Origin of the sequence: Streptomyces sp. NPDC050263, from assembly GCF_040655955.1 — a bacterium.
In the GTDB taxonomy this organism is placed as follows: domain Bacteria; phylum Actinomycetota; class Actinomycetes; order Streptomycetales; family Streptomycetaceae; genus Streptomyces.
This window is the reverse complement of sequence record NZ_JBFAKW010000097.1, coordinates 1-13,057: the sequence shown is the minus strand read 5'-3', so window position 1 is coordinate 13,057 and position 13,057 is coordinate 1. Positions and strand designations below refer to the sequence as shown.

The window sequence follows — 13,057 nt, the reverse complement described above, 5'->3', positions numbered from 1 at the left end:
CTCGGGGGAGGCCCGTTGTCAGTGGGGCCTGCCACGATGTCCGCATGGGCCGCTTACTGCGCCCGCTGCTGCGGGGGACGACGTACACACGACTGCTGCACCTGTGGGTGCCGATGCTGGTCGTGAGCGTCTGGATGTTCATCGACCCGTCGCGGCCGTGGGTGCCCGCGCTGCTGCTCGTCCCGGTCGGGCTGATCCCGGCGGTGCGGACGGGCGAGGGGGTGCAGGCGCGACTGCTCCTGCTGCCCGGCGACCCTGATCCCGGGTTCTCCGTGGCGGCCTCGGCGACCTGGCGGGACCGGCTGCGGACCGTGCTGTGGCTCGAGGTGCGGATGGCGCTGGGCGCGGTGTCGATGTTCGGATGCGTGTGGCTGCCCGTCCTGGTCCACGACCTGGCCGCGGGCGCCGGCGGTCGGGTGCCGCACGGCATGTCCGTCCTGCCGTCGGTGACACCGCACTGGTGGTTCGCCCTGCTCGTCCCCCTTCCCCTCCTCACGCTCTACGGCGTCGTCGTGGGCCTGGGCGAGTTGGTCACGGTCTGCGCGCGCGGGCTGCTAGGTCCGTCCGCGGCCGAGCGGCTGGCCGCCCTGGAGGAACGCACCGAGCAACTCCTGGAGCGCAACCGTCTGGCCCGGGAGCTGCACGACTCCATCGGGCACGCGCTGACGGTGGCGGTGCTCCAGGCGGGGGCGGCGCGGGCGGCGGGCGATCCGGGGTTCACCGACCGGGCGTTGGCCGCCATCGAGGAGACCTGCCGCTCGGCCCTCACGGATCTGGAGCGGGTACTGGGCGTGCTGCGTGAGTCCGGGCGGCCGGCGAACAGCAGACCGACGCTGACCGAGGCCGATCGTCTGCTGGAGTCGGCACGCGTGTCCGGGGCGAAGGTCGACGCCGAGCTGACCGGGCCCCTGGAGTCGGTGCCGGGGCCGGTCTCCCGCGAGGGCTACCGCATCCTCCAGGAAGCGCTGACCAACGTGTTGCGGCACGCGGGAGCCGTTTCGGTGCGGGTCCGTGTCGGAGTCGCCGACGACGTCCTGCGCCTGGAGGTCAGCAACCCGCTGACGCCCACCGCACCTGTTCCCGGCCCCGGGCAGGGCAGCGGGCTGCGCGGCATACGGGAGCGGGCGGCGCTGCTGGGCGGGCGGGCGTCGACGGGAGCGGACGCGGACGGCTGGCAGGTACGCGCGGAGCTGCCGCTGCGTTGATCTAGGCTGACCGGATGCCGGTGACCGTGCTTCTCGTCGACGATGAACCGCTGGTCCGGGCCGGACTGCGGGCCGTGTTGGAGGCTCAGGACGACATCGAGGTCGTCGGGGAGGCGGCCGACGGGGCCGCGGTGATCCCGTTGGTGCGGCAGCTGCGGCCGGACGTGGTCGCCATGGACGTACGCATGCCGCTGATGGACGGCATCGAGGCCACGCGCGCGGTGCTGCGGACGGTGGACGGGCCGCCGAAGATCCTGGTCGTGACGACGTTCGAGAACGACGAGTACGTGTACGAGGCGCTGCGCGCGGGCGCGGACGGGTTCCTGCTGAAGCGGGCCCGGCCCGCCGAGATCGTGCACGCGGTGCGGCTGGTCGCCGAGGGCGAGTCGCTGCTGTTCCCGGCGTCGGTGCGGCGGCTGGCCGCCGAGTACGGCGACGGGGGCGGCAATCGGGCGGCGCGGGACGTCCTGGACCGGGCGCGGCTGACCGAGCGGGAGGCCGAGGTGCTGCGGCTGATGACGCGCGGGCTGTCGAACACGGAGATCGCCGCACGGCTCGTCGTCGGGACCGAGACGGTCAAGTCGCATGTCAGCGCGGTGTTGATGAAACTGGGGGCGCGCGATCGGACCCAGGCGGTGATCACGGCCTACGAGTCGGGGTTCGTCGCGCCCGGCTGAGCCGGCGGACGCCGGGCCTCGGTGTGGATTCCGGTACGGATCCGTGCTCGCCCGGGTCCGTCCCGCCGAGTACGATCCGCCCAAACACGCGCACGAGCTGGGAGGACGGACGTTGGGTCGACTGACCGGCGGGGATCCCTCGCTGCTGCGGAGGATCAACTCCGCGGTGGTGCTGCACGCGCTGCGTGCCGCGGACTGCGCGACGCTCACAGAGATCACCCGTCTGACGGGGCTGTCCCGGCCGACCGTCGAGGGGGTCGTCGAGGATCTGATCCAGGCGGGGCTCGTCGTGGAGCAGGCTGCCGACGACAGTGTCGCCCGGCGGCAGGGGCGGCCCGCGCGGCGGTTCCGGTTCCGGGCGGAGGCCGGGCATCTGCTGGGTCTGGAGATCGGCTCGCACCGGGTGGCCGCGCTGCTGGCCGACCTGGACGGGCGGGTGCTGGGCGCGCAGGCCAAGGACGTCGACGAGACAGCCTCGGCGGACGAGCGGCTGGAGCGGCTGCGCACCGCGGTCGCCGAGCTGCTGCGCCGGGCCGGTGTCCCGCGCAGCTCGCTGCGGGCCGTGGGGGTCGGCACACCGGGGATCGTCGAGGCGGACGGCACGATACGGCTGGGCACCGCGCTTCCCGAGTGGACCGGGCTGCGGCTGGGCGAGCGGCTGAGCCGTTCCTTCAAGTGTCCGGTGCTGGTGGAGAACGACGCCAACGCGGCGGCCGTCGCCGAGCACTGGAAGGGGTCCGCGACCGACTCCGACGATGTCGTGTTCGTGATGGCGGGGCTGAGTCCGGGCGCCGGCTCGCTGATCGGGGGACGGCTGCACCGGGGGTACGGCGGGGCGGCCGGGGAGATCGGCGCGCTGCATCTGCTGGGCCGGGAGGTGACCCCGGAGACGCTGCTGTCCACGACGGACGAGCCGCTGCACCCGCTGGACGAGCATGCGGTCATGAAGGTGTTCGCGCACGCCCGGGAGGGTGACCAGCGCGCCCGGGCGGCGGTGGACCGGTTCCTCCAGCGGCTCGTCCACGACGTGGCCGCGCTGGTCCTTGCCCTCGACCCGGAGCTGGTCGTGGTCGGCGGCTGGGCGGCCGGTCTCGACGGCGTGCTGGAGCCGTTGCGACAGGAGCTGGAGCGCTATTGTCTGCGACCGCCGAAGGTGGTCCAGTCGCTGCTCGGTGAGGCGGCGGTGGCCACGGGGGCGCTGCGGCTCGCCCTCGATCATGTGGAGGAGCAGTTGTTCGCGGTGGAGGGGACGGTGACGGCGCGGCGGTGACCCGCACCGCGCGCCACCGGAACAAACGGAGCCAGTGGCCCCTCAGCCCCTCAGCCCCTCAGCCCCTCAGCCCCTCAGCCGACGAACGCGCCGCGCCCCGGAAAGGTTTCCGGGGCGCGGTGGGCGGGTCCGCTGCTCGGGCGGCCGGTGCGGGCTGTTCAGGGAGCCTGCCGTGCGCGGCCCGAGGCGGACGGGGCGTCAGGAGGCCTGCTGCTCCGGACCGTGGTGTATCTCCACGCCGCCGGACGCGCCGAACGTCAGCCGGCAGGTGTCCGCGCGGTACGTCGCGACGGAGAGCGCCGCGGTGCGGCCCCCGGCGAAGAAGCGCGTGGTGACGACGAGGACGGGTGCGCCCGGGAGCCGGTCGAGCTCCTTGGCGTCGTCCGCGCGGGCCGAGCCCAGTTCCACGGCTCGGTCCTGGCCCTGGAGTTCCAGGCGCTGAAGCTCGCGCAGCACCGCACGCGCGCGTGCCGCCTCGGCCGGGGCGTCGATCGCGGTCAGGTCGGGCACCGACGTCCGGGGGACGTAGAGCAGTTCCGCGGCGACGGGCTGGCCGTGTGAGACCCGGGAGCGGCGCACCACGTGCACGGCCTGGTCGCGTGCGGTCTCCAGGGCCGTGGCGACGGCCGCGGGCGGAGCCGCGAGGGTGCAGTCGACGGCCTGCCAGGCGTCGTCGCCCGTGCCCGGCCAGACCTGCTGCTCGGTGCCGACGGCGACGCCCATTCGCGGCGGCGCCACGGTGGTGCCGACGCCTCGGCGGCGGTGCAGCCGGCCTTCCAGTTCGAGCTGTTCGAGCGCCTGTCGGAGCGTCGCGCGGGCGACGCCGAAGCGGGCTGCCAGGTCGCGCTCATTGGGCAGGATCTCGCCCACGGTGAATTCGGAGTCGAGTGCCTCGCTGAGCACGGTCTTGAGATGCCAGTACTTCGGTTCCGGTACCGATTCCAGTTGCGTGGTCCCCACCCTGTCCTCCGCAATCGCCGTGGTCGGCGGCGTTTTTCGCGCCCTTGTTTATTAAAGGTTGTTGTACTTCTCTGCGACCATAGGGCGACCCCCACCCTTGGTCAAGACCAATCCTCGATCCCTCTGAAGGGCGACGGGCGTCAGACCCGAGAACGTTCACGGGGCGTTCGCACAGGCGTGTTCTCGTGACACTCCGGCACCTCCCGGTTCACGAAAGGCGGGCTCCGGCCCCGGAGGGAATTACCGTGACGAAGATCCGGTCCGAGGAAACGGGAGGTCCGCTGTGCGGTATGCGGTGCTGGGTACGGGCGACGTCGGTCGCACGCTGGGCCGAAAGCTCGTGGAGCTGGGGCACACGGTGGTCCTGGGTTCACGCACGTCGGACAATCCGGCGGCCCTGGAATGGGCGCGGGAAGCGGGCGAAGGGGCGGGCACCGGTACGTTCGCGGAGGCGGCCGCCGCTGGCGAGACGGTCGTGAACGCGGTGGCCGGGCGGGCCTCGCTGGCCGCGCTGGAGGCCGCCGGGGCGGCCAACCTCGACGGGAAGATCGTCGTGGACGTCTCCAATCCGCTGGCGTTCGAGGACGGCGAGATGCGGCTGTCCCCCGTGGAGTCGGACAGCGTCGGCGAGCAGATCCAGCGGGCGTTCCCGCACGCGCGCGTGGTGAAGTCCCTCAACACCGTCAACTGCCAGGTGATGGTGGATCCCGCGCGCGTGCCGGGCGAGCACCAGATCTTCGTGTGCGGCGCGGACGCGGAGGCGAAGGAACAGGTCACGGCGTTGCTCGGGGAGTTCGGCTGGCCGGCCGACCGGGTGCTCGACCTGGGCGGCATCCGGGCGGCGCGGAGCGTGGAGATGTGGCTGCCGCTGTGGCTGGACCTGATGCGGGGCTTCGGCCACGCGGATTTCAACCTGGAGCTGCGCAGGGCACGTTGAGCCGGCCGGGTGCACCGGGTTCTCGGGTTCACCGGGTTCACCGGGTTCACCCTTCAGGGGCTACCCGCCAGTAGTAATTGCTGACAAGCTGTCTACGTCGTCCTGCCTGCTGTCGTCCACCGGCCTGCCGTCCGCCGCCAGTCCAGACGAGGAGCCCCCATGTCCGCCACCGTCTCCTTCACGGTCCCCTCTCCCAGTGGTCCGCTGCCCGTGACCGTGTCCTACGCGCGCGCGGGCAAGGGCGAGCCGCTGCTCCTGCTGCACGGCATCGGCCACCACCGGCAGGCCTGGGACCCGGTGGTGGACATCCTGGCCGCCGAGCGGGACGTGATCGCCGTCGACCTGCCCGGCTTCGGCGTCTCCCCCGCCCTGCCGGAGGGCCTCGCCTACGACCTGCCCACGACAGCCGGCGTGTTCGGCGCCTTCTGCGAGGCGCTGGAGCTGGACCGCCCCCATGTGGCGGGCAACTCGCTCGGGGGTCTGCTCGCCCTGGAGCTGGGCCGCGAGAAGCTCGTACGGACCGTCACCGCGCTGTCCCCGGCCGGCTTCTGGTCGGAGGCCGAGCGGCGCTACGCGTTCGGCGTCCTGCTCACGATGCGGCAGATCTCCCGCCGGATGCCGCTGCCCCTCGTCGAGCGGCTGGCGAGCACGGCGGCCGGCCGGACCGCCCTCACCAGCACCATCTACGCCCGGCCGAGCCGCCGCTCACCCGAGGCCGTGGTCGCCGAGACGCTGGCTCTGGCCCAGGCCACCGGCTTCGACCAGACCCTGCGGGCCGGCGCCACCGTCCGGTTCACCGACGACCTTCCCGGCGTCCCGGTCACCGTCGGCTGGGGCACCCGTGACTGGCTGCTGGTGCGCCGCCAGGGCGTCCGCGTCAAGCGGATCATCCCGGCCGCGCGTCTGGTGCGGCTGCCCGGCTGCGGCCACTGCCCGATGAACGACGACCCGGCGCTCGTCGCCCGCGTGATCCTCGACGGCAGCCGCTGAGACCCTGGGCGGGGCCGAAGGAGCCGGTTCGGGCGGCCAGTTGTTCACTTGCGGTTTCCGTGAGCGATGCGACGCACACGTAGTTGTGGCTGTGCACACCGGCCGGTTCCCGTCCCAGGAGGCCCCTCCATGTCACACCGTCCGCTCCCCGGGCGCCGCAGCGTCCTGCGTGGTTCGCTCGCCGCGTCCGCGGCTCTGACCCTGCCCGCCGCCGTCGGCGCGGCGCCCGCGCTCGCCCTGTCCGGGCGGCCCGAGGCGGGCTGGGGTGTGCAGACCGGGGACGTGACGTCCGACTCCGGGCTGGTGTGGGTGCGCTCCGACCGGCCGGCGCGGATGGTCGTCGAGACGGCGGCCACCGAGTCGTTCCGGGGCGCCCGCCGCCGGCACGGTCCCCTGCTGGGCGCCGGCAGCGACTTCACCGGCACGACCCGGCTGCACGGGCTGCCGGCCGGCGAACAGATCCACTACCGCGTGCTGCTCGCCGACCCGGACGACCCGCGGCGCACCGGCGAGCCGGTGACCGGCACCTTCCGCACGGTGCCCGTCGGGCGTCGGCGCGGGGTGCGCTTCCTGTGGTCCGGGGACCTCGCGGGCCAGGGCTGGGGCATCAACCCCGAGCTCGGCGGCTACCGCATCTACGACGCGATGGCCAAGCTCGACCCCGACTTCTTCCTGTGCAGCGGGGACAATATCTACGCCGACGGCCCGATCTCGGCGACCCAGGCGCTGCCCGACGGCAGCCTCTGGCGCAACGTCACCACCGAGGAGAAGTCGAAGGTCGCCGAGACCCTCGCGGAGTTCCGCGGCAACTTCCGCTACAACCTGCTCGACGAGAACCTGCGCCGGTTCAACGCCCAGGTGCCGTCGATCATCCAGTGGGACGACCACGAGGTGCGCAACAACTGGTACCCGGGCGAGGTGATCACCGACTCCGACCCCCGGTACACCGAGAAGAGCGTCGACGTGCTCGCGGCGCGCGCCCGGCGGGCGTTCGGCGAGTACTACCCGATCTCGACCCTGCGTCCGGGGGCCGAGGAGGGGCGCGTCCACCGGGTCGTGCGGCACGGGCCGTTGCTCGACGTGTTCGTGCTGGACATGCGGACGTACCGCAACGCCAACTCCCCCGACGACCAGAGCGTGGACCCGCAGGGCATCCTCGGCGCCGAGCAGCTGGAGTGGCTCAAGCGGGAGCTGTCGCGGTCGCGCGCGGTATGGAAGGTGATCGCCGCCGACATGCCCCTCGGGCTGGTCGTGCCGGACGCCACCGAGGGCAGGGCGAACATCGAGGCCGTCGCGCAGGGCGACCCGGGCGCGCCGCTGGGCCGTGAGCTGCAGTTCGCCGAGCTGCTGCGGTACATCAAGCACCGGCGGATCACCGGCACGGTGTGGCTGACAGCCGATGTGCACCACACCTCGGCGCAGCACTACCAGCCGTCTCGGGCCGCGTTCACCGACTTCGAGCCGTTCTGGGAGTTCGTCTCCGGTCCGCTCAACGCGGGTGCCTTCCCGGCCAGCGCGCTGGACGGCACGTTCGGTCCGGAGCGGGTGTTCGTGAAGGCGCCGACCGCGTCGAACGTGTCGCCCGCCGGCGGCTACCAGTTCTTCGGCGAGGTCGACATCGACGGCCACAGCGGCGAGTTGACGGTGCGTCTGCGCGAGCAGGACGGGACCGTGCTGTTCACGAAGGTGCTCCAGCCGGGACGGGTCGGGCAGTAGTCCGGCGCCCCGGTACCCTCGAAAGCATGTGCCGCGCACCGGCGTCATCCCCCGGTGCGCGGCGCCGTCGTGACTCCTGGTTCGGATAGTGATCGTAGAAGAAGTGGAAGACTTAACAAAACGGGCATTAGCAGCCTTAACCCGTCAGTCACAAGGCGTTCGTGATCACGCAACACCGTTCGTCCACAGTGGCCGCATGACTCGAGACATGTCTGAAGTGACGCGCTTGAAGCGCGGACGCCCGGTGCATCACTGGCGGCGGGACGTGGTGGAACTCGCCGCGCTCTTCACCGCCGTCGCGGTGGCCGACGGCGTGGCGAACCTGGTGGGGCACGGACCCGACGGTCCGGCGCTGCTGGCGGTCTCCGCGGCCGTGCTCGTCGCCACGGTCGGGTTCCACACATGGTGGGCACGCCGCCACGGTCACGCGCCGCCGTCGAGCGATACCGACGCCCGGCCACGCTCCGAGGAGCCGCAGACCGGGCCGTCCGAGCTCACGTCCGGGGCAACCGAGGTCACCGGGGCGAGCGCCCTTTGGCGGATGCGGACGACCGTGCAGGACGCCCCGGGGTCGCTGGCCGCGCTCTGCGCGGCGCTGGCCGGCCACCGGGTGGACATCCTGAGCCTCCAGACGCACCCGCTCGGCGTGGAAACGGTGGACGAGTTCCTGCTGCGGGCCCCGGGCGCCCTCGCCGCGGCCGAGATCACCCGGGCGGTGGCGCTGGCGGGCGGCAGCAGCACCTGGATCGAACGCGCCGACGCCCACGATCTGGTGGACGCGCCGACCCGGGTCCTGGGACTGGCCACCCGCACCGCCCTGGACGCCGCCGAACTTCCCCTGGCGCTGCGGCAGTTGCTCGGCCGGTGCACCATCCGCTCGCTGCCCGCCGCGTCGGGCAAGAGCGGCCGGAGCGCGCAGACCGTGCCGGTGGAGGGCGTCCTGGAGGACACCGTGATGCGCCTGCGGGCGCCGGAAGGCGGAGTGATCACCGTGGAGCGGCCGTACCTGCCGTTCACCCCGACCGAGTTCGCACGCGCGCGTGCTCTGGTGGAACTGGACGCCCGGCTGGGCCCGCGGGTCCCGGGCGGCCACGACGTGCTGACGCTGCCCGAGGGCGACGACATCACCGTGCGCCGGGCCGACACCGGTGATGTGGAGGCGGCGAAGGCGATGCACGAGCGGTGCTCGGCGCGCACCCTCAAGATGCGCTACCACGGGCCGGTCGGCGACGCGGACCGCTACCTCAACCACCTGCTGAGCCCGCGGTTCGGCCGCACCCTCGCCGTGCGGACGCCCTCCGGGCGGATCGTCGGGCTGGGGCACCTCCTGTGGGACGGTGACGAGACCGAGGTGGCGCTGCTCGTCGAGGACGAGTGGCAGCGGCGCGGCATCGGCGCCGAACTGCTCGGCCGGCTCGTGGCGATGGCCGTCGAGGCGGGCTGCGAGAGCGTGTACGCCGTGACGCAGTCCTCCAACACGGGCATGGTCGCCGCCATGCGCGGCCTCGGCCTGCCCCTCGACTACCAGATCGAGGAGGGGACGCTCGTGATCACCGCGCGCCTGGAGACGAGCGCGGCGCGCGAGACGTCCCAGCGGCACGCGGAGTACGTCCGGCGCGACTGACCCGGAACGCGTCACGCGAGAGGGGCCCGGCGGTGCACCGCCGGGCCCCTCTTCACACGGTGACGGACGCCCTCGACGCCCCCAAGGCCCCTGCGAGGTCCACCCACAGATCCTCGACGTCCTCCAGCCCCACCGACAGCCTCAGCAGCCGGTCGCTCACACCCGCGCCCCTGCGCTCCTCCTCCCCCACGATGCGGTGGCTGATGGAGGCCGGGTGCTGGATGAGTGTGTCGACGCTGCCGAGACTGACGGCCGGGGTGATGAGGCGGACGTCCGCGATCACCTCGTGCGGATCGCCGTGCACCTCGAAGGCGATCATCGCCCCGCCGATGCGTGGATAGTGGACGCGGGCGACGCGCGGGTCCGCGGCCAGCCGCCGGGCCAGTTCGGCGGCGGTCGCGGAGGCGGCCCGCACCCGGACCGGAAGCGTCGCGAGGCCGCGGAGCAGCAGATAGCCGGCCAGCGGATGCAGCACGCCGCCCGTGGCGAACCGTATCTGCCGCAGCCGCCCGGCGAACTCCTCGTCGCAGGCGACCACACCGGCCAGTACGTCCCCGTGGCCGCCCAGGTACTTGGTGGCGCTGTGCAGGACCAGCCGCGCGCCCTGCTCGACGGGGCGCTGGAGCACGGGCGTGGCGAAGGTGTTGTCGGCGAGCAGCGGGACCGAGCCGCAGGCGTGGGCGACGGCGCGCAGGTCGACCTCGGCGAGGGTCGGGTTGGCCGGTGACTCGACCATGACCAGCCCGGTGTCGGGGCGCAGCGCGTCCGCGATCCCGGCGGGGTCGGTCCAGGTGACCTCCGAGCCGAGCAGCCCCGCCGTCAGCAGATGGTCGCTGCAGCCGTAGAGGGGCCGTACGGCGACGACGTGCCGCAGTCCCGTCGCGGCGCGCGCGAGCAGCACCGCGGTCAGCGCCGCCATCCCGCTGGCGAACGCGACCGCGCTCTCGGTGTCTTCGAGGCGGGCGAGGGCCGTCTCGAAGCGGGCGACCGTCGGGTTGCCGAGTCTGCCGTAGACGGGCGGGCCGTCCGGCTCCGCGCCCGTCGCGGCGAACGCGTCGATGCGGGCGGCCTCGGCGCGGCTGTCGTAGGAGGGGTAGGTGGTGGACAGGTCGATGGGCGGGGCGTGCAGGCCCTGCCGGGCCAGGTCGTCCCGCCCGGCGTGCACGGCCTCGGTGGCCAGTGCGCGGGGCGCTCCAGACGTGCGTACGCCGTCGTACGCGTGCGTGCTCGCAGCGGTTGAGTCCATGCATCGCAGGGTGAACATCGGACGGGTCGAGGGAACAGATGTCCGTGCTACGTTCGACCGATGACCGAATCCGTCGTACTGGATCCGGTCGATCTGCAGCTGCTGCGGCTGCTGCAGAACGACGCCCGGACCACCTACCGTGACCTCGCCGCGCAGATCGGCGTCGCGCCGTCGACGTGCCTGGACCGGGTGACGCGGCTGCGCCGCTCGGGCGTGATCCTCGGGCATCAGCTGCGGCTGGATCCCGCCAAGCTCGGGCGCGGGCTCCAGGCACTGCTGTCGGTGCAGGTCAGGCCGCACCGGCGGGAGTTGGTGGGGCCGTTCGTGGAGCGGATCCGGGCGCTGCCCGAGGCCCTGACCGTCTTCCACCTCACGGGGCCCGACGACTATCTCGTCCATGTCGCCGTCGCGGACATGGCGGATCTGCAGCGGCTCGTCCTCGACGAGTTCACCGCCCGGCGGGAGGTCGCCCGCGTCGAGACCCGGCTGATCTTCCAGCAGTGGGAGTGCGGACCGCTGTTGCCACCGACGACATCGGGACAAGCGCCGTGACGTGAGCGGCCGCCTCGTACCAGGATGGGGCCCATGTCACAGACCACCAACAGCCCGCTGCCCCGCGAGGTCGCCGACGCGTACGTCGACGACCTCATCGCCCTCGACCCGGTGACCGGCACCTACCTCGGTGTGCAGGACAGTTCGAGCCGTCTGCCCGACTACTCGCCCACGGGCCAGGAGGCACTCGCGCGGCTCGCGCGGGACACCCTGGCGAAACTCGACGACGCGGAGCGGAGGCCGGGCGCGGACAGTGACATCGAGCGCCGGTGCGCGCGCCTGCTGCGTGAGCGCCTGACCGCGGAACTCGCGGTGCACGACGCCGACGAAGGCCTGCGTGCCGTCGGCAACATGGCCACGCCGGCGCACCATGTGCGCGAGGTGTTCACCGTGACGCCGAACCGGACCGACGACGACTGGACGGCGATCGCCGAGCGGCTGCGCGCGGTGCCGGCGGCGCTAGCCGGCTACCGGGAGTCCCTGGCGCTCGGCCTGGAACGCAAGCTGTACGCGGCTCCGCGGCCGACCGCCACGTTCGTCGCACAGCTCACGGAGTGGTCGGACACGGACGGCGCGGGCCGCGGCTGGTTCGAGGACTTCGTGTCCACCGGCACCGAGTCGGTGCCCGAGGCGCTGCGCGCCGAGCTGGACGAGGCGGCCCGGGCCGCGACCGCGGCCGTCGTGGAGCTGCGGGACTGGGTGCGCGAGGTGTACGCGCCGACGGTCGAGGGCGCGCCGAACACCGTCGGCCGGGAGCGGTACGCCCGCTGGTCCCGCTTCTACAACGGCACCGACCTCGACCTGGACGAGGCGTACGCGTACGGCTGGGCGGAGTACCACCGGCTGCTCGGCGAGATGAAGAAGGAGGCCGAGAAGATCCTGCCGGGCGCGGCCACGCCCTGGGTGGCGCTGGCCCACCTCGACGAGCACGGCAGGCACATCGAGGGCGTCGACGAGGTCCGCGACTGGCTGCAGGGCCTGATGGACCAGGCGATCGACGCGCTGGACGGCACGCACTTCGAACTCGCCGAGCGGGTACGGAAGGTGGAGTCGCGGATCGCCCCGCCCGGCAGCGCGGCGGCCCCCTACTACACGGCCCCCTCGGAGGACTTCTCGCGGCCGGGCCGCACCTGGCTGCCGACCATGGGAGAGACCCGCTTCCCGGTCTACGACCTCGTCTCGACCTGGTACCACGAGGGCGTCCCGGGCCACCACCTCCAGCTCGCGCAGTGGACGCACATCGCCGGGGACCTCTCCCGCTACCAGGCCTCCGTCGGCCTGGTCAGCGCCAACGCCGAGGGCTGGGCGCTGTACGCGGAGCGGCTGATGGACGAGCTGGGCTTCCTCACGGACGCGGAGCAGCGGCTCGGCTATCTGGACGCGCAGATGATGCGCGCGGTGCGGGTCATCGTCGACATCGGCATGCATCTGGAACTGGAGATCCCGGCGGACTCGCCGTTCCATCCGGGTGAGCGCTGGACCCCGGAGCTGGCGCAGGAGTTCTTCGGCGGGCACAGCAGCCGCCCGGCGGACTTCGTCGAGAGCGAGCTGACCCGCTATCTGACGATCCCGGGCCAGGCGATCGGCTACAAGCTCGGCGAACGGGCCTGGCTGCTGGGCCGGGAGAAGGCCCGCGAACGCCACGGCGACGCCTTCGACCTCAAGTCCTGGCACATGGCGGCCCTTTCGCAGGGTTCGCTGGGGCTGGACGACCTGGTGGACGAGCTGGCCGGGCTCTGAGCCGTAGGGGCGGGCAGGAGACCTGAGGAGGGGCGGGCGTCAGCGGGCTAGTGCCGCGGCAGGCAACGTTTGCCCGTCAAGGAGCGGCGTCCGGTGCGTGCTCTCGGTGTGCCGGCCGGAAGTCCTCGTACTGGACGTAC

The 13,057-nt window shown here is 72.8% G+C and carries 11 protein-coding genes; 9 read left to right on the top strand and 2 right to left on the bottom strand.

What is annotated here, in order from left to right:
• The first annotated feature begins 44 nt into the window (after window positions 1-44).
• The 3 genes from AB0J04_RS32725 to AB0J04_RS32715 all read left to right on the top strand — a co-directional run bounded on the left by AB0J04_RS32725 (window position 45) and on the right by AB0J04_RS32715 (window position 3,152).
• Window positions 45-1,205, top strand: a complete 1,161-nt coding sequence (locus AB0J04_RS32725; protein ID WP_363172236.1) for a histidine kinase — start codon at window positions 45-47, stop codon at window positions 1,203-1,205.
• Window positions 1,206-1,219: 14 nt separating this feature from the next.
• Window positions 1,220-1,882, top strand: a complete 663-nt coding sequence (locus AB0J04_RS32720; protein WP_363172235.1) for a response regulator transcription factor — start codon at window positions 1,220-1,222, stop codon at window positions 1,880-1,882.
• A gap of 112 nt (window positions 1,883-1,994) precedes the next feature.
• Window positions 1,995-3,152, top strand: a complete 1,158-nt coding sequence (locus AB0J04_RS32715; protein ID WP_363172234.1) for an ROK family transcriptional regulator — start codon at window positions 1,995-1,997, stop codon at window positions 3,150-3,152.
• A gap of 198 nt (window positions 3,153-3,350) precedes the next feature.
• Here the strand turns inward: AB0J04_RS32715 and AB0J04_RS32710 are convergent, their stop codons facing one another.
• Entirely contained in the window at window positions 3,351-4,112 is a 762-nt protein-coding gene (locus AB0J04_RS32710; protein WP_363172233.1) for a GntR family transcriptional regulator, read from the bottom strand.
• Window positions 4,113-4,395: 283 nt separating this feature from the next.
• On the opposite strand from AB0J04_RS32710, the gene AB0J04_RS32705 reads away from it, so the two are divergent.
• The 4 genes from AB0J04_RS32705 (at window position 4,396) to AB0J04_RS32690 (ending at window position 9,379) form a co-directional block, all read left to right on the top strand.
• Complete coding sequence (locus AB0J04_RS32705) at window positions 4,396-5,049, top strand: NAD(P)-binding domain-containing protein (protein WP_363172232.1); 654 nt, start codon at window positions 4,396-4,398, stop codon at window positions 5,047-5,049.
• 159 nt (window positions 5,050-5,208) lie between these two features.
• Entirely contained in the window at window positions 5,209-6,039 is an 831-nt protein-coding gene (locus AB0J04_RS32700; RefSeq protein WP_363172231.1) for an alpha/beta fold hydrolase, read from the top strand.
• A gap of 129 nt (window positions 6,040-6,168) precedes the next feature.
• Window positions 6,169-7,755 (top strand): alkaline phosphatase D family protein, encoded by a 1,587-nt coding sequence (locus tag AB0J04_RS32695; protein WP_363172230.1) that lies wholly within the window; start codon window positions 6,169-6,171, stop codon window positions 7,753-7,755.
• Window positions 7,756-7,999: 244 nt separating this feature from the next.
• Window positions 8,000-9,379, top strand: coding sequence for a GNAT family N-acetyltransferase (locus AB0J04_RS32690; protein WP_363172256.1), 1,380 nt, complete (start codon window positions 8,000-8,002; stop codon window positions 9,377-9,379).
• A 52-nt stretch (window positions 9,380-9,431) separates the two neighbouring features.
• On the opposite strand, the gene AB0J04_RS32685 is transcribed toward AB0J04_RS32690, so the two are convergent.
• Window positions 9,432-10,625, bottom strand: a complete 1,194-nt coding sequence (locus AB0J04_RS32685; protein WP_363172228.1) for a PLP-dependent transferase — start codon at window positions 10,623-10,625, stop codon at window positions 9,432-9,434.
• Window positions 10,626-10,685: 60 nt separating this feature from the next.
• On the opposite strand from AB0J04_RS32685, the gene AB0J04_RS32680 reads away from it, so the two are divergent.
• Window positions 10,686-11,177: an Lrp/AsnC family transcriptional regulator gene (locus AB0J04_RS32680; protein WP_363172227.1), complete on the top strand. Its 492-nt coding sequence runs from the start codon at window positions 10,686-10,688 to the stop codon at window positions 11,175-11,177.
• 33 nt (window positions 11,178-11,210) lie between these two features.
• Window positions 11,211-12,917, top strand: coding sequence for a DUF885 domain-containing protein (locus AB0J04_RS32675; RefSeq protein ID WP_363172226.1), 1,707 nt, complete (start codon window positions 11,211-11,213; stop codon window positions 12,915-12,917).
• Window positions 12,918-13,057: the final 140 nt, after the last annotated feature.